Origin of the sequence: Micromonospora sp. NPDC047812, assembly GCF_040704175.1 — a bacterium.
Classification (GTDB): Bacteria; Actinomycetota; Actinomycetes; order Mycobacteriales; family Micromonosporaceae; genus Micromonospora.
Map to the genome: position 1 here is coordinate 253,215 of NZ_JBEYRY010000006.1, position 16,753 is coordinate 269,967.

Consider the following 16,753-nt stretch of genomic DNA (forward strand, 5'->3'; position numbering starts at 1 on the left):
TCGGACGGATGCGCGGACGGCACGGGGAGCGGGGACCGCTGCGACTGCTCCGCTGGGCGGGGCCCGAACCCGGTCCGGCCGACCCGGCAGCGCTGGACACCGATCCGGAACTGCTGCTGCGCGTGCTCTGCCACGAGTTCCGTACGCCGGTCAGCGCCCTCACCTCGCTCACCCGGGCGCTCGCCGACGACAGGCTCCCGCTCACCGACGACGACCGGTGCGCCATCACGGCCCTGGCCCACGAGCAGGCCGTGCACCTGCAGGGCCTGCTGCGTGACGCCGCCGCCGGCACCGGGGCGCTGGCGCCGGCGGCGGACCCGGCGGCGCCGCTGGCGCAGGTCCTGCGCGGTGCGGCGGCCCTCGTGCCCCCGCACCGGCGGCGGACCGGGGTGACCCGGCGGGCCGGGGACTGCCCGGTGCCGCGGCGGCGGACCCGGCAGGTGGTGACCAACCTGGTGGAGAACGCGCTGCGGCACGGTCCGGCCGAGGGCCGCATCGGCATCCACGCGGCGCTCGGCCGCTCCGGTCTGCGCATCGTCGTCACCGACGAGGGGCGGGTCGATCCGCCCCTCGTCGAGGCGCTGTGCCGGCCCGCGCCCGGCGCCGGGGCCTCCGGGCTGGGGCTGTGGATCGTCCGGCGGCTGCTCGCCGCCGACGGCGGCCGGCTGCGCCTGCACCGGCTGCGACCGCGCGGGGTGGCCCTCGAGGTGGTGCTGCCCGCGTTCCCGTCGACAGGTTGACCCCGCCGGGCCGCCGGTTGGCCCGATGGGGCCGCCCGTCGCGGGAACCGCCTCGGTGACAGCCCGACCGGCACCGAGGAGGACACGTGTTCACCCACATCAAGGACCTGCAGTTCGAGGCCAAGCCGGACGGCCCGGACGCCGCGTTCGCCCGCCGGCTCCAGGAGATCCTGGGCGGCAAGTGGGGCGAGATGACCGTCGCCAACCAGTACCTCTACCAGGGCTGGAACTGCCGGCTGCCCGGCAAGTACAAGGACCTGTTCCTCGACGTCGGCACCGAGGAGATGGGCCACGTCGAGATGATCGCCACGATGATCACCCGGCTGCTGGAGAACGCGCCGCTGTCGTTGCAGGAGGCCGCCGACGACAACCCGATGGTGGGGGCGATCTACGGCGGGTCGAACCCGGCACACTTCATCCACGGCGGCGGCGGCGCGCTGCCGGCCGACAGCAACGGCGTGCCCTGGAGCGGCGCCTTCATCACCGCCAGCGGCAACCTGATGGCCGACTTCCAGCTCAACGTCACCGCCGAGGCACAGGGCCGGCTCCAGGTGGCCCGGCTGTTCAACATGACCGACGACCCCGGGGTCAAGAACATGCTGCGCTTCCTGCTGGCCCGCGACACCATGCACCAGAACATGTGGATGGCGGCCATCGAGCAGCTCAAGGAGGATGGCCTGGAGGAGATGCCGGTGCCGGACGCGTTCCCCGACTCCAAGGAGTTCACCGAGAAGTTCAGCTACACGTACCTGGACTTCTCGCCGGGCACCGACGCGTCGGAGGGGCGCTGGGCGTCCGGGCCGGCGCCCGACGGTAAGGGCGAGTTCCGCTACGACCACAGCCCTCGCGCGCACGCGCCCGAGCCGGTCCTGCCGCCGGGTGACCCGCGGCTCTACGGCACGAACCCGGGCCTTGCCAAGGGCGCCGTCAACAAGGTCAAGAGCAAGCTCACCTGACGCCGTCGCGCCGGGTCGTCCGCGAGCGGCGGACGACCCGGCGGCACCGTACCGGAGGAGGTGTGCCGTGACCGAACTCGTGCTCCGCCCGCTCGCGGACGCGTTCATGCAGGTGGGTGTCTACGTCGCCGTCATGGTGGCCTTCTTCGGCTGGCTGCGCTGGCGCCACGGCGACCGGGTCACCGACGGGCTCACCCGCCGGCCCCGCCTCGGTCCGCTCGTCGGCGCCCTGCTGGGCGTCAGTCCCGGCTGCGGCGGGGCGATCATCCTGATGCCGCTGTACGCCCGGGGCAAGGTCTCCTTCGGCACCGTGGTCGCCGCCCTGGCGGCCACCATGGGCGACTCGTCGTGGGTGGTGCTCGCCTGGAACCCGGTGTTCGCCCTCAAGATCCATGCGTTGCTCTTCGCGGTCGGCCTGGTGACCGGGTACGTCGTCGACGCGCTCGGCATCGACCCGGCCCGCGCGGTCAACCACCGGGTCGCCGCCGCGCCCGCGCCCGCACCGGTCGACCTGGCCGCCGTGGGCGGGCCGGACCTCGCCGGGTCGCGGCGGCTGCTCGGCGGGCTGCTGCCCCGCGTGCCGGCGTCCACGGCGTTCTGGGGGTTGACCACGCCGGCGTTCGCGGTGTCGGTGCCGGTGGTCTTCCAGCTGGTCGACCCGGGCGCGCTGACCCGCTCCCTCGGGGGCGTCGACCCGTACCTGGCGCTGGGGGTGCTCGGCTCGATCACCGCGGCGCTGATCTTCGCCGGGGGGCGCGGGAAGCTGGCCGACGACAGCCTGGAGACGGCGCAACCCCGGTCGTTGCGGCAGACGCTGCGGCACAGCGCGCACGAGGCGTCCTTCGTCACCGTCTGGGTCGCCGTGGCGTACCTGGGCTGGCAGGTGGTGACCACCACGACCGGCTTCGACGGCTCGCAGCTCGCCCTCACCGGGCTCGTCGGCGTGCTGGTCGGCGCGGGCATCGGCCTCATCCCCGGGTGCGCGGTGCAGATCGTCTTCACCGGCCTGTACGTCAGCGGCGGCCTGCCGCTGCCCACCCTGGTCGCCAACGCGATCAGCCAGGACGGCGACGCGCTGATCCCGCTCGCCGCGCTGCGCCGGCACTCGGCGGCGCTCGCCACCGTCGTCACCACCGTTCCGGCGGCAGCCGTCGGCGCCGCCCTGCTCGTCCTGCTCTGATCCCGTACGGAGGGGGAGATCCGATGTCCGTCGCGATCCCGATCGCCCGCACCCGTCGCAAGCTCCTCGCCTTCGCCGTGCTGACCGGCGTCGCCGCGGTGGCCGGCCTGCCGGGCTGGACGGTCGCCGCGCTGGCGCTGACCTGCCTGGCGATCCCGCTCGCCGTGGCGGCCGCCGGGGGCACCGGCCTGGCGCGGGAGCTGCTGCGCCCGCGGCGCCGCCCGACGGGCGGGGGTGGTCTGGGTCACAGCCCGGAACAAGGGGAACGATTTGTTACTTGAGTTGGACACGCTCAACTCAACGCGATAGCAGGTGTTCGATGGCAACTCTCCCGGTACTTCCCCTGACCGACGCCGTGCTCCTGCCCGGCATGGTGATCCCGGTGACCCTCGACCCGACCACCCAGGCCGCCGTCGACGCGGCCCGCGCCACCGGCGAGGGCAAGCTGCTCGCCGTGCCCCGCCTCGACGGCGAGTACGGCCCCGTCGGCGCGGTCGCCACCATCGAGAAGGTCGGCCGGCTGCCCGACGGCGAACCGGCCGCCGTCGTCCGCGGCCTGTCGCGCGCCCGGATCGGCTCCGGCGTGCCCGGGCCCGGCGCCGCACTCTGGGTCGAGGCGACCGAACTCGACGAACCCGCCCCGGCCGGCCGCGCCCGCGAACTCGCCCGCGAGTACCGCGCCCTGATGACGTCCGTGCTCCAGCAGCGCGGCGCCTGGCAGGTCATCGACGCGATCGAGCGGATGACCGACCTCTCCGAGCTGGCCGACTCGGCCGGCTACGTGTCCTGGCTCAGCCTCGCCCAGAAGACCGAGCTGCTCGCCGCGCCGGACGTCACCGCCCGGCTGGAACTGCTCGTCGGCTGGGTGAAGGACCACCTGGCCGAGCAGGAGATCGCCGAGCAGATCAGCACCGACGTCCGCGAGGGGCTGGAGAAGTCCCAGCGGGAGTTCCTGCTCCGCCAGCAGCTCTCCGCCATCCGCAAGGAGCTCGGCGAGGACGAGCCGGACGGCTCCGCCGACTACCGGGCCCGCGTGGAGACCGCCGACCTGCCCGACAAGGTCCGCGAGGCGGCGCTGCGCGAGGTCGGCAAGCTGGAACGCGCCAGTGACGCCTCCCCGGAGGCGGGCTGGATCCGGACCTGGCTCGACACGGTGCTGGAGATGCCGTGGGGCACCCGTACCGAGGACAACACCGACCTGGCCGCGGCCCGCGCCGTGCTCGACGCCGACCACGCCGGCCTGGCCGACGTGAAGGACCGCATCCTGGAGTACCTCGCCGTGCGCAACCGGCGGGCCGAGCGCAACCTCGGCGTCGTCGGCGGCCGGGGCTCCGGCGCGGTGCTCGCCCTCGCAGGCCCGCCCGGCGTCGGCAAGACCAGCCTCGGGGAGTCGATCGCCCACGCGCTCGGCCGCAACTTCGTCCGGGTCTCCCTCGGCGGCGTACGCGACGAGGCGGAGATCCGTGGCCACCGGCGCACCTACGTCGGCGCGCTGCCCGGCCGGATCGTGCGCGCCCTGCGCGAGGCCGGCTCGATGAACCCGGTCGTCCTCCTCGACGAGGTCGACAAGCTCGCCGCCGGCTACTCCGGCGACCCGGCCGCCGCCCTGCTCGAGGTGCTCGACCCGGCGCAGAACCACACCTTCCGCGACCACTACCTCGAGGTCGACCTCGACCTGTCGGACGTGCTCTTCCTGGCCACCGCCAACGTGGTGGAGGCCGTCCCCGGCCCGCTGCTGGACCGGATGGAGCTGGTCACCCTCGACGGGTACACGGAGGAGGAGAAGGTCGCCATCGCCCGGGACCACCTGCTGCCCCGGCAGCGCGAGCGGGCCGGGCTCACCGCCGAGGAGGTCGACGTCGCCGACGAGGCCCTCGCCCGGATCGCGGGCGAGTACACCCGCGAGGCCGGCGTGCGGCAGCTCGAACGGTCCCTGGCGAAGATCCTCCGCAAGGTCGCGGTGGCCCTGGCGACCGACCCGGCACCGGTCCGTGTCGACACCGGCAACCTCGCCACCTACCTCGGGCGGCCGAAGTTCACCCCGGAGTCGGCGGAGCGCACGGCCGTACCCGGCGTGGCCACCGGCCTGGCGGTCACCGGAGCCGGAGGCGACGTGCTCTTCATCGAGGCGACCAGCATGGAGGGCGAGCCGGGGCTGACCCTCACCGGCCAGCTCGGCGACGTCATGAAGGAGTCGGCGCACATCGCGCTGTCGTACCTGCGCTCCAACGGGCGCCGGCTCGGACTCGACCCGAACGCCCTCGCCGGACGGCGGATCCACCTGCACGTGCCGGCGGGCGCGGTGCCGAAGGACGGCCCCAGCGCCGGCATCACCATGGTGACCGCCCTGGCGTCGCTGGCCAGCGGCCGGCCGGTGCGCCCCGAGTTCGGGATGACCGGCGAGGTGACCCTCTCCGGCCGGGTGCTGCCCATCGGCGGGGTGAAGCAGAAGCTGCTCGCCGCTCACCGCGCCGGCCTGACCGAGGTCATCATCCCGGCCCGCAACGAGCCGGACCTCGATGACCTGCCCGCCGAGGTCCGGGAGGCGCTGACCGTGCACACCCTGGCCGACGTCGCCGACGTGCTCGCCCTGGCGCTGCGCCCGGCCGACGCCGACACCCGCCCCGATCCGGCGCTCGCCGCCGCCTGAGGCGTCGAGGAAGGGGCCCCGCCACGCGGCAGGGGCCCCTTCCGTCGTCGGAGGCGTGGGGAAGGGAAGGTCCCTGCCCGTACCGTCCTAGCGGCGGTCGCGGCGGTCGAAGTCCCGGTCGCGGCGCTCGCGCCGGTCGGCCCCGTCGAAGCGGCGCTCGCCGCCGCCGTCGCCGTCACGGTCCCGGCGTACGGTCGCCTTGCGGCCCTTGATGGTGCTGCCACGCAGCCCCGCGATCACCTCGTCGGCGACGGTCTGGGGCACCTCCACCAGCGAGAACCGGTCGGCGATCTCGATCGAGCCGATGTCCCGGCCGCTGACCCCGGTCTCGCCGGTGATCGCGCCCACCAAATCCTGCGGGCGGACCCCGGCGCGCCGGCCCAGCCCGATGAAGACCTGGGTGGTGCCGCCGGTGCGGGGCCGGGCACCGCCCCGGCGCTCGCCCCGGCCACCGGCCTCCGGCCGCCCCTCGCGCGGGCCCCGGACGGGGACCTGGGGGATCTCCTCCTCGTCGTCCGAGCCCGGCGACGTCGCCTCGTGGGCCAGCTTCACCGCCGCGAGGGCCACCTCCACCAGGTCGAACTCGTCGGTCAACGACTCGACGATCGCCCGGTACGGGTCGAGGTCGTCCTCCAGCAGGCTCTCCCGCAGGGCGCCCTGGGTCAGCTCCAACCGCCGGGTGCGCATGTCCGCCACCGTCGGGATCTTGTCGATGGCGATGCGCTGGCCGGTGACCCGCTCGATGGTCTTGAGCATCCGGTGCTCGCGCGGCTCGGCGAGGGTGATCGCCACGCCCTCCCGTCCGGCCCGGCCGACCCGCCCGATCCGGTGCACGTACGACTCGGGGGCCGACGGGACGTCGTAGTTGACCACGTGGGTGAGCTGCTCGACGTCCAGGCCACGGGCGGCCACGTCGGTGGCCACGAGCAGGTCCGCGGTGCCCGTGCGCAGCCGGCCCATCACCCGGTCGCGCTGCTCCTGGCTCATCCCGCCGTGCAGCGCCTCGGCCCGGTAGCCGCGGCCGTTCATGGTCTCGGTGAGCCGGTCGACCTCCTCGCGGCTGCGGCAGAAGACGATCGCCGCCGTGGGGGACTCGACGTCCAGCACCCGGCCCAGCGCCGCCGGCTTGTGCGCCCGGGCGACGATGTACGCGCTCTGCCGCACCCGGGGCGCCTCGCCGGCCACCGGCTGCTCGCGGGCGATGAGGATGCGTACCGGGTCGGTCAGGTGCTTGCGGGCCAGCCCGTCGATGCGCGCCGGCATCGTCGCCGAGAAGAGCACCGTCTGGCGCTGTTCCGGCGCGTGCTCCAGGATCGCCTCGATGTCCTCGGCGAAGCCCATGTCGAGCATCTCGTCGGCCTCGTCGAGCACCACCGTGGCCAGCGAGCCCAGGTCGAGCGTGCCCCGGGCGATGTGGTCCAGCGCGCGGCCCGGGGTGGCGACCACGACGTCGACCCCGAGGTCCAGGGCGCGCAGCTGCCGGCCGATCGGCTGCCCGCCGTAGATCGGCAGCACCCGCGCGCCCAGGTCCTTGCCGTAGCGGTGGAACGCCTCGGAGACCTGCACCGCGAGTTCGCGGGTGGGCACCAGCACGAGCGCCACCGGGGCGCCGCCGCGCCGGTCGTCGGGCATCCGCTGCAACAGCGGCAGCGCGAAGGCGGCCGTCTTGCCCGTACCCGTCGCGGCCTGGCCCAGCAGGTCCCGACCGGCCAGCAGGGGTGGGATGGCCTCCCGCTGGATCGGAGTGGGCTCCTCGTAGCCCAGGGCGGTCAGCGCGCCCAGCAACTCGGCGCGCAGCCCGAGGTCCGCGAAGGCGCTCGTGTCGTCGAGGGCGTCGGGGCCGGGCTCGGTGGGCGGGTCGTGCCGTACGGGTGCGGAACTCATGCCGTCAAGCTTTTCATCACCGCCGCGACGCCGTTTCGCCGACCGGCACAACGCGCGCCGGGGCGGGTCCGGCGGGCGCCCGTCGCCGTGCCCGGCGGGCTAGCCTGGCGGCGTGCGTACGGTCGAACTGGTCTGCTCGCCCGACCTGGAGGCCGCCGTGCGCGGCGCCTGGGAGCGGCTGGCCGCGGTGGGGCTGCCCAGCCTGGCCCGCAACGCCCACCCGACGAACCGGCCGCACCTGACCCTCGCCGCGGTCGACGACTTCCCGCCCGGCGCGTGGCGGCGGCTGGTCGACCTGTTCGACGCGGCGTTGCCCCTGCCCGTGCGGCTGGACCGGATCGCGGTGCTCGACGGCAGCGCCCCGCTGGTGTGGCTGGTGCACCCGTCGCGGGAGCTGACCGCCCTGCACACGTCGGTGTGGGACGTCCTCGCCGGGGCGCCGGGCCAGCGCTCCTGGCACGCGCCGGGGCGCTGGTGCCCGCACCTGAGCCTGGCGCTGCGCTTCCGCGACGCCGACCGCCGGCTGGCCCGCGCGGTGGCGGGCGCCGACCGCCCCGACGGTGCCTTCGTCGCCGGACGCAGCTACGACGGACAGAGCCGGACGGTAAGCCCGCTCGGCGGCGCCGACCACCGCACCTGACCGCTGGGAACGCGCCCCGCCGGGCGCCGGGACGGGACCGGGCCCCCACCGTCCGGCGGGGGCCCGACCGATCGCGCGGCTCAGCGGTGGAAGCGCAGGTAGTCGAAGTGCGCGGTGACCGCCGGGTCGGCGCCGCCGTGCGCGACCAGCCCGATCCGGGGGGTGGTGTCGGCCGGGAAGGCCCACACCCCGCCCCACGTCCAGTTCCGCCCGTCCCGGCTGGAGCCGGCCCGGAACTCGTGCTCCCCGGTGGCCGGGTCGACCCGGTGCGCCAGCCGCAGCCAGGTGGTGGTCGCCGGGGTGCCGACGATGTTGCCGCCGTAGACCGGCTGGCCGGCGAAGGGCAGCTCGTAGCCGTACTCCACCTGCCGGGTGTTCCAGATGGCGACCTGCGCCAGCCGGGCGAACCGGTCGTCGTCGACGTAGGCGACCAGCCCGGCCTGCTGGTAGTTGCGGACGGTCTCCTCGCCGAGGTCCAGGGTCACCTTCGTCTCCACGACGTAGTCGCCGACGGGCGCGTCGCGCAGCAGTACGCCGGCGGTGTTGCCGGTGCCGGTCAGGTCGGCGCCCTGCACCGGCCAGCGCAGCGCCCCGCCGGACACGGTGGCCGCCGGGTCCTGCCGGACCCACCGCCACGCCGGGTCCAGCCCGCCGGTGAACTCGTCGGAGAACGCCGGCAGCAGGCGGCCCGCCCGCGGCTCGGCCACGGCGTGGCGCACCGGCCGGTGCAGCCGGGCGACGCTGACGTTGTCGAACCCGGCGGCCCCGCCGGTCGCGGTGAGCGTGAGCCGCCCGGCCACCGGCCGCGCCAGCGGCAGCGACACCACCGCCAACTGGTCGCCGAGCCGGGCCGGGCTCAGCTCGGCCACCAGGTGCCGGCCGCGGACCTCGACGGCGAGGTGGTGCCCGGCCGCGGCGTCGAAGCCGGCGGGCAGCGGCGCGCTCGCGGTGCGGACGCCGTCGCGGGCGACCAGCCGGCCGGCGACGGCGTCCACCCGCACCGAGACCCGGTCGCCGAGCGTGAGCCCGGCCGCTGCGGCGGCGGGCAGCCGCAGGTCGGCCTCCGCGCGCACGTCGCCGCCCACGGTCGTACGGCTGGTCAGCGCGCCGCTTCCGGTGAGCCGGCCGTCGGCGACCCGCCAGTCCCCGGCGCCGCGTCGCCAGCCGGCCAGCCCGGCGTCGAAGCGCTCGTCCACTCGGCCGGTGGTGACCGGCGCGGGCCGGGCGCCCTCGGACGGGCCGGCGCCGGCGTTCACCGTCGGCCAGCCGTCGATCCAGTCGAGGCGGTCCAGCAGCATCGGCCGCTCGTTGATGCCGAACGGCTCGTCCAGGTACGGGTCGGCGCGGTCGATCGCGTGGTAGACGATCCAGTCCTGGCCGGAGAGGTCGGTCAGGAAGCCGTTGTGGCCGGTGCCGATCCACCGGTTGCCGTTCTGGGTGAGCACCGGCGTGCCGCCGGCCCGGGAGGCGGTCAGCGCGATGCCGTCGCGGTCGACGAACGGCCCGCGCGGGTCGCGGGACCGGCCGACGTGCACGGAGTAGCCGGTGGCCGGGCCGGCGCAGCAGTTGGCCGCGGAGGCGAACAGGTAGTACCAGCCGTCGTGGCGCACCACGTGGCTGCCCTCGAACTTGTTGTCGATGGCGACCAGGGTGGGCGTGCCGACCGCGCGCAGCCCGTCGGCGGAGAGCTCGGTCACCGAGATGCCGCCGTAGTAGCTGCCGTGGTAGAGGTAGTGCCGGCCGTCGACGTCGGTGAACTGGCTCGGGTCGATGGTCCACAGCCAGCCCCCGCCACCGCCGGGGCGGGGCGCGACCACGGGCTGGTCGGCGAAGGTCCACGGGCCGGTCGGGGTGGGCGCGGTGGCCGCGCCGACGGCGAAGTCACCCCCGTCGGGGGAGACGGTCGTGTCGGTGACGGTCACGTACATGACCCAGCGGTCGCCGATCCGGCGCACGTCGGGGGCCCAGAAGCCGGCGCCGGGGGCCGCGTACGCCGGGCGTTGGCCGGCGCCGAAGGCGTCCCCGACGTACGTCCAGTCGACCAGGTCGGCCGAGCGGGCGGTGGGCACCCCGTGGAACGTCCCCTCGCCCTCGCGCAGCGGGTCGGTGGTGCCGTACGCGTACCAGAAGCCGTCCTCACCGCGGACGATGACGGGGTCGGCGAAGGTGTCGGCGAACCCGGCCGAGACGGGGTTGCGGTAGCGGGGATCGGGCGTGGCGGCGGCCGGCGCGGACGCCGTCGCGGCCAGGACCAGACCGATGGCGGCGGCGAGCGCCCCGGCGCGGCGGAGATGTCCCATCAGACCTGCCTCGGGTGCGGGAGTTCGATCAGGATCGGTGCGCGTCCGTTTGTACAACGTTGGATACAACGTTGTAAAGACGTGGCGACGCTTCGGTGCCGGCCGCAGGGGGCCCGTGCCAGGATGGGTCCGTGACCATCCCCGCGCCGGACGGCCGGGCCCTGGCCCGGCTCGCCGCCCTGCTCGCCGACGACACCCGGGCCCGCATCTGCCTGGCCCTGCTCGACGGCCGGGCGTGGACGGCGGGGGAGCTGGCCCGGCTCGCCGGGGTGGCCCCGTCCACCGCCAGCGACCACCTCACCCGGCTGGTCCGGGGCGGGCTGTTGGTCGAGCAACGGCAGGGACGACACCGCTACGTCCAGCTCGCCGGCCCCTCGGCGGCCCAGTTGGTCGAGGATCTGGCCGGCTACGCGCCCGGGCGGTCCGAGCCGGCCCGCTCGCTGCGCGCCGCCCGTGCCGGCGCCGCGTTGGCGTACGCCCGCACCTGCTACGACCACCTGGCCGGGCACCTCGGGGTGCTGCTGCGCGACAGGCTGCTCGCGCGCGGGCTGCTCGACGACGCCGGCGGGTCGGCGCTCACCTCGGCCGGGCGGGGCTGGTTGGCTGAGCTGGGGGTGCCGATCGCGCCGCTGCGGGCCGCCCGCCGCCCCCTGGTGCGCGACTGCCTGGACTGGACCGAGCGTCGGCCGCACCTGGCCGGGGCGTTGGGCGCGGCGCTGTGCACCCGCTTCTTCGAGGCGGGCTGGTTGACCCGCGGCGGCGGACGGGAGGTCCGGCTGACCCCGGACGGTGCTCCGGCGCTGGCCGCCGCACTCGGTCTCGCCCCGGCCGACCTCGCGCCGCCCACGACCGCGCCGGACCGCGGCAGCGGTCGCGCCTGACCGGGTCGCGCCTGACCGGTCCGTGCCTGACCGGGTCGTGCTTCGTCCGCCCTGCTCGGCGCCTCCGGGCCTCGTTCCTCGATGCAGTTGGCGATCTCTGGTGACGGCCCTGACCTCGTCCCTTGAGCGGCCGGCGAGGCCCCAGCCGTCACCGTCGTTACCGTTCGTGACGACCGAGTTGGTTACTCGTTGTCACTGCCGCCGTCCCGGCCGCCCGGTTCCCCTCTGCGCCCTTTGCTCTGCATTCCTCGGCGCACCACCAGGCTGAACTGGAGGTTCGAACAGGGAGCGTTGATCGAGGGCGCAAGTCTCGTTGACCGTCCGTAACTGTTGCGTATGTGGATGCAGAGCAAAGGGGCCGGAGGCGTGATGGCCGCTCGGCTCTGGCCGTCACGTCAAGTGACGGAGTGGCTGACGTCGACCCTCGCGACGATCCCTGGAGGGTCCCGTGGCCGACCGTGACGGCAGCGCACGCGCCGGCAGCCGACGTTTCGGCGGGCGCCGAAGAATTCCGGTCATACCGTCGCGGGAGAGGACCGTCGCCGGCCCACGGGCCCGAGCATGATCGAGGTGGAACCCGGATGGACGCGCGCTGTGCCGCCTTCCACGCCCTGCACCACGCCGCCCGGCCGCTGCTGCTGCCCAACGCCTGGGACCACGCCAGCGCCGCCGCGTTCGCGGCGCGTGGGTACCCGGCGGTCGGCACCACCAGCCTGGGGGTCGCCGCTGCCGCCGGCGTGCCGGACGCGGCGGCCGCCACCCGGGCGGAGAACCTCCGCCTGGCCCGGGCGCTGCGCCGGCTCCCGGTGCTGGTGACCGTCGACGTGGAGGCGGGGTGCGCCGACGACCCGGCGGTCGTCGCCGGGCTGGCGGCGGAGCTGGCCGCGCTCGGGGTGGTGGGGGTGAACGTCGAGGACGGCCGGGCGGACGGCACTCTCGACCCGCCCGAGCTGGCGGCGGCGAAGGTGGCCGCCATCAAGGCCGCGGCGCCCGACCTGTTCGTCAACGCCCGCACCGACGCGTGGTGGCTCGGCACGCCCGATCCCCTGCCGGAGGCCCTGCGCCGCGCCCGCGCCTACCTGGCCGCCGGGGCGGACGGGATCTTCGTGCCCGGGGCGCCGGACGCCGCCGCCGTCGCCGCGCTCGTCGCGGGGATCGACGCGCCGCTGAACGTGCTGCACCGGCCGGGCGGGCCCACCCTCGACGAGCTGCGGGCGCTCGGCGTGGCCCGGGTGAGCACGGGCTCGCTGCTGTTCCGGGCCGCGCTGGGCGCCGCCCTGGACGCCCTGGACGCCGTCCGGTCCGACGCCGCGCCGCGCGCGGAACCGCCCTCGTACGCCGAGGTGCAGCGGTTGAGCGCGGCGTCCCGACCGTGACCCTTCGTGCGCGGCGGTGACCGCCGCACGTCCCTAAGGAGTAGATAGGAGGATTGTTCGGACTCATCCCTCTCGGTCCGATTACGGTGTGTGCAGGGCGATGCACACAGTGATGTCGTGACGGGAGAGAGGACCCGACCATGCGAGTGCCCAGCCGAAGCCCGGGACAGCAGCCCGGCTCCTCCGTCACACCCGCCGCCCCGACCCGGCGGCGCGCGTTCGCCACCCCGCCGCGGCCGGCCGCCGCGCCGGACCTGGACGCCTACCGGACGGCCGTGGCCGAGCTGCTGGTCGAGGTGGGCGCCCTGGCCGGCGCGTCCTGCACGGCAGCCCGGCAGGTGCTGATCGACGACCGGTTGCGCGAGCCCGCGATCGCCGCCGTGCTCGACGCCACCCCGCAGGGGCTCGTCGGCGCCCGCGAGACGCTGCTGCTGGAGATGGCCCGCTACCAGCCCAACGCGCGCAGCTCCGCCGCCGACCTCACCGCGCTGGTGCGGATCTACCTGCTCTCCCGCGTCGACGTGATGTGGTGGCGCGACGCTCCCACCTTCCTCACCGACGCCCAGGTCGAGGCCAGTCCCGAGCTGGTGGACCTGGAGTGGTTGCGCCGGCGGGACCTGCTGCGCTTCCGCTACACGGAGCAGCCGCGGACGCTGCTGCGCCGCGGAATGCGGGCGGTGCGGCGCCGGCTGCGGCCCGACGCCACGCCGCGTACCGCCGGACTGCGTTTCCGGCGGGCCCGGCGCGAGATGGTGGCGCTGCTCAACGACGTCGCCCGCCAGTTCGCCGCCAGCACCCCGCCCGCCACGCCGCCGCTGTGGGTGACCAGCCTGGTCCGCAGCGCCGAGCACCAGCACCGGCTGCGCCGACTCGGGTACGCCGCCATGATGCCCAGCGGACACTGCCTCGGCTGGGCGGTCGACGTCGAGATGCAGTGGTTCGACCGCTTCGGCGCGCGGGACACCCTGGCCGAGCTGCTGCTTGCCCGGCAGCGGGCCGGTGAGGTCAACGTGGTCGACGAGGGGCAGGCGTGGCACCTGTGCCTCGCGCCGGCGGCGCGGCGGCGGCTGCGCCGGGCGTACGAAGCCGAGATGGGGGCCTGAGCCGATGTGCGGCATCGCGTTGAGCCTCGGCCCCGAGGCCGATCCGACGATCTTCCGGCGGATGCTCGCCACCCTCGCCCCCCGCGGCGAGGTCACCGAGACCCGCTACGAGAACGGCCTGCTCACCGGCACCCGCCGGCTGCCGATCGTGGACCGGGAACGCGCGGTGCAACCCTGGGCCTCCGCCGACGAGCGGTGGCTGCTCTGCTACAACGGCGAGGTCTTCAACCACTCCGAGCTGCGCGCGGAACTGGTCCGGCTGGGGCACCGCTTCCGCAGCGCCGGCGACACCGAGGTGGTGCTCGCCGCGTTCCTGCAGTGGGGCGAGGGCATGGTGACCCGGCTGCGCGGCGAGTACGCCTTCGCCGTCGTGGAACGCGCCACCGGCCGGGCCTACCTGGTCCGGGACCCGCTCGGCGTCAAGCCGCTGTACTGGGCGCGCACGCCCGGCTGCCTGCACGTCGCCAGCGAGGTCAAGGCGCTGGTGGGACACCGCGCCCCGATCGTCGAGGTGCCGCCCGGGCACCACGGCTGGGCCGAGCCCGGCGGGCCGGTCCGGCTGCGCGCGTACGTCGACCTGCTGACCCTCGGTGAAGGGCTGCCGGTGGTGGACGACCCGGACGAGGCCGCCCTGCTCGTCCGTGCCGCCCTCACCGACAGCATCCGGATGCGGGTGGACACCGACCTCACCGTGGGGGTGGTGCTCTCCGGCGGGCTGGACAGCTCGCTGGCCCTGCTGCACGTGCGCGAGATGCACCCCGACTGTGTCGCGGTCACGGTCGGGGTGCCCGACAGCCCTGACGTCGCGTACGCGCGGCGGCTCGCGAAGGACCTGGGGGTGCCGCACGAGGTGGTCGAGGTGCGCCCGCGCGACATCCGGCTGGCCGACATCCGGGAGACCATCCGGATGTCCGAGCTGACCGAGTACGGCGACATCATCAACGCGGTGGTCACCGTTCCGCTGTTCCGCCGGCTGCGGGAGCTGGGCGTGAAGGTGGTGCTCACCGGCGACGGCTCCGACGAGCTGTTCGGCGGCTACCCGATGTACCACGAGGTCGGCCCCGAGGCGTCCCGCCGGCTCTTCCTGCACAAGATCCGCAATCTCTGCCGTACGGAGTTGCAGCGCGTCGACCGGGCCAGCATGGGGCACGGGGTGGAGGCCCGCGTGCCGTTTCTGGACCTGAGCCTGGTCGAGCTGGCGATGCGGCTGCCGATCGGGCTGAAGATGCGCGAGGGGCAGGAGAAGTGGATCGTCCGGCGGGCCTTCGCCGACCTGCTGCCCGACTACGTCCGGCGCCGGCCGAAGAACCCGATGTCGTACTCCTCGGGGCTGCACGAGCGGGCCCGGCTCTACAAGCCGCTCTTCGCCCGGCTGCACCGCTCGTTCGGCTACCACCTGCTCGAACCGGTGCGCCGCGACTTCGACACCGTGCTGACCCGGTGCGGCAACGACCTGGACCGCGCCATCGCCGACGGCCGGGCCCGGCCCGACTACACCCTGCTGGAGCACGCCCGCGACCTGGCCGGCGCGGCGAAGTGGAACGCCGCCCCGATGGTGCGCCGGCTGGTCGGGCCGCGCCGCACGCGGGGCGACGAGGCGCCGCTGCCCGGGTGACCGGTCGGCACGCGCCCCTCGCGGCGTCGGCCGGCCCGTGCCTCGCGACCGGCCGTGCCTCGCGACCGCGCACGCCTCGCGCTCGGCGCGGATCAATCCGGGCGTTCGCGGGTAGTGGTCCGGGCATGGCGGGACTGGACGTGATGGTGGTCGGGCAGGTGGCGCGGGACCTCGTGCTGCTGGTGGACGAGGTGCCGGGGGCCGGCGGGAGCGCACCGGTACGGCGGCGACGGGAGCTGCTCGGCGGCAAGGGGGCCAACCAGGCCGTCGGGCTGGCGCAGCTCGGCGCCGCCGTCGGTCTGCTCGGGGTGGTCGGCGACGACGAGGTGGGGGAGCGGCTGCTGGCGCAGGCGCGGGCCGACGGCATCGACGTCCAGTGGGTACGGCGCCGGCCCGGCACCCCGACCGGGCTCATCGTCGACGTGGTCGACGCCGACGCCGACTGGCGCTACCTGGAGGACCTTCCCGAGGCCACCCTGCTCACCGCCGACGACGTCGCCGGGGCGGCATCCGCGCTGCGGGCCGCACGGGCCGTACTGGTGCAACTCCAGCAGCCGGCGCGGGCCGCCCTGGCCGCGGCCCGGACCGCCCGGGAGGCCGGCCGGCTGGTCGTGCTCGACGGCGCGCCGACCGACGCGGCCGACGTCGACGCGCTGCTCGCCGTCGCCGACGTGCTGCGTGCCGACGCGCAGGAGGTCGAGCTGATCACCGGCGACGCGCCGCGGGACGCCGAAGCGGGGCTCGCCGCCGGGCGAGGGCTGCTGCGTCGCGGCCCGTCGCTGCTGGCCATCGAGGTGGCCGGGGAGGGGAACGCGTTCGTCTGGCCGGACGGCGAGCTGTTCGTGCCGTTGAGCGAGACGCCCACCGTGGACGACACCGGCGCCGGGGACGCCTTCGTCGCCGCGCTGACCCTCGGCGTGCTGCGCGGTGAGCCCCGGGAGCGGGTCGCGCGGTACGCGGTCGCGGCGGCCGGTGCCACCGTCGGCCATCCGGGCGGCCGGCCCGCGCTGACGCCCGAGGCGATCCGCGCGCAGCTCGACCGGATCCCGGCCGGGTGACCGGCGCTCACCCACGGGTGCCGACGGCGGCGACGGACGTTTGTCCACGGAGGAGGGTTTTCCGCCGCCGGGGCCCGGGTATCCCGGAAGCCTGACCGAGAGGCGGGTGACTGACATGAAGCGCAATCAATACCACGTCGTGCCGAACGGTGGCGGCTGGAAGGTCGAGCAGGGCAACCAGGTCGTCGGCACGTTCGACACCAAGCAGCTCGCCGTCGAGGCGGGGCGCCGGGCGGCGCACGGCAACGAGCCGAGCCAGCTCGTCGTGCACACGTCCGACGGCAAGATCGAGACGGAGTACACCTACCAGAACGACCCGTACCCGCCGGCCGGCTGACCGCCGTCCGCGATGGACACGAACGGGCCCGAC

General features: G+C 75.2%; 14 protein-coding genes. 12 read left to right on the forward strand and 2 right to left on the reverse strand.

The features are described from left to right. Positions 1 to 8 precede the first annotated feature (8 nt). The 5 genes from AB0883_RS23065 to lon all read left to right on the forward strand — a co-directional run bounded on the left by AB0883_RS23065 (position 9) and on the right by lon (position 5,526). Entirely contained in the window at positions 9 to 740 is a 732-nt protein-coding gene (locus AB0883_RS23065; protein ID WP_366643266.1) for a HAMP domain-containing sensor histidine kinase, read from the forward strand. An 86-nt stretch (positions 741 to 826) separates the two neighbouring features. Further along, a complete protein-coding gene (locus AB0883_RS23070; protein ID WP_366643267.1) occupies positions 827 to 1,696 on the forward strand; it encodes a manganese catalase family protein in 870 nt (289 codons plus the stop codon). A 67-nt stretch (positions 1,697 to 1,763) separates the two neighbouring features. Next, the gene (locus AB0883_RS23075; RefSeq protein ID WP_366643269.1) at positions 1,764 to 2,876 is read left to right on the forward strand and encodes a putative manganese transporter; all 1,113 of its coding nucleotides are present in this window, start codon (positions 1,764 to 1,766) and stop codon (positions 2,874 to 2,876) included. A gap of 23 nt (positions 2,877 to 2,899) precedes the next feature. Beyond that, complete coding sequence (locus AB0883_RS23080) at positions 2,900 to 3,157, forward strand: hypothetical protein (RefSeq protein ID WP_366643270.1); 258 nt, start codon at positions 2,900 to 2,902, stop codon at positions 3,155 to 3,157. Between the two features lie 38 nt (positions 3,158 to 3,195). Then, a complete protein-coding gene (gene lon / locus AB0883_RS23085) occupies positions 3,196 to 5,526 on the forward strand; it encodes an endopeptidase La (protein WP_366643271.1) in 2,331 nt (776 codons plus the stop codon). An 87-nt stretch (positions 5,527 to 5,613) separates the two neighbouring features. Here the strand turns inward: lon and AB0883_RS23090 are convergent, their stop codons facing one another. Further along, positions 5,614 to 7,410 carry a DEAD/DEAH box helicase gene (locus AB0883_RS23090; RefSeq protein ID WP_366643272.1) on the reverse strand — a complete coding sequence of 599 codons (1,797 nt, stop codon included), beginning with the start codon at positions 7,408 to 7,410 and terminating at the stop codon, positions 5,614 to 5,616. 112 nt (positions 7,411 to 7,522) lie between these two features. On the opposite strand from AB0883_RS23090, the gene AB0883_RS23095 reads away from it, so the two are divergent. Then, on the forward strand, positions 7,523 to 8,050 hold the full coding sequence (locus AB0883_RS23095) for a 2'-5' RNA ligase family protein (protein ID WP_366643273.1): 528 nt from the start codon (positions 7,523 to 7,525) through the stop codon (positions 8,048 to 8,050). 80 nt (positions 8,051 to 8,130) lie between these two features. Here the strand turns inward: AB0883_RS23095 and AB0883_RS23100 are convergent, their stop codons facing one another. Then, positions 8,131 to 10,350: a family 43 glycosylhydrolase gene (locus tag AB0883_RS23100; RefSeq protein WP_366643274.1), complete on the reverse strand. Its 2,220-nt coding sequence runs from the start codon at positions 10,348 to 10,350 to the stop codon at positions 8,131 to 8,133. Between the two features lie 131 nt (positions 10,351 to 10,481). Between AB0883_RS23100 and AB0883_RS23105 the strand changes: the two genes are divergently transcribed. From AB0883_RS23105 to AB0883_RS23130, 6 genes are all read left to right on the forward strand, one after another. Further along, on the forward strand, positions 10,482 to 11,231 hold the full coding sequence (locus AB0883_RS23105) for a winged helix-turn-helix domain-containing protein (protein ID WP_366643275.1): 750 nt from the start codon (positions 10,482 to 10,484) through the stop codon (positions 11,229 to 11,231). 581 nt (positions 11,232 to 11,812) lie between these two features. Further along, the gene (locus AB0883_RS23110; protein WP_366643276.1) at positions 11,813 to 12,607 is read left to right on the forward strand and encodes an isocitrate lyase/phosphoenolpyruvate mutase family protein; all 795 of its coding nucleotides are present in this window, start codon (positions 11,813 to 11,815) and stop codon (positions 12,605 to 12,607) included. 140 nt (positions 12,608 to 12,747) lie between these two features. Then, positions 12,748 to 13,710 carry a DUF5715 family protein gene (locus AB0883_RS23115; protein ID WP_366643277.1) on the forward strand — a complete coding sequence of 321 codons (963 nt, stop codon included), beginning with the start codon at positions 12,748 to 12,750 and terminating at the stop codon, positions 13,708 to 13,710. A 4-nt stretch (positions 13,711 to 13,714) separates the two neighbouring features. Then, positions 13,715 to 15,325, forward strand: a complete 1,611-nt coding sequence (locus AB0883_RS23120) for an asparagine synthase-related protein (protein WP_366643278.1) — start codon at positions 13,715 to 13,717, stop codon at positions 15,323 to 15,325. A gap of 125 nt (positions 15,326 to 15,450) precedes the next feature. Beyond that, positions 15,451 to 16,383, forward strand: coding sequence for a PfkB family carbohydrate kinase (locus AB0883_RS23125; protein WP_366643280.1), 933 nt, complete (start codon positions 15,451 to 15,453; stop codon positions 16,381 to 16,383). A 115-nt stretch (positions 16,384 to 16,498) separates the two neighbouring features. Further along, positions 16,499 to 16,720, forward strand: a complete 222-nt coding sequence (locus AB0883_RS23130) for a DUF2188 domain-containing protein (protein WP_121398663.1) — start codon at positions 16,499 to 16,501, stop codon at positions 16,718 to 16,720. Positions 16,721 to 16,753 lie beyond the last annotated feature (33 nt).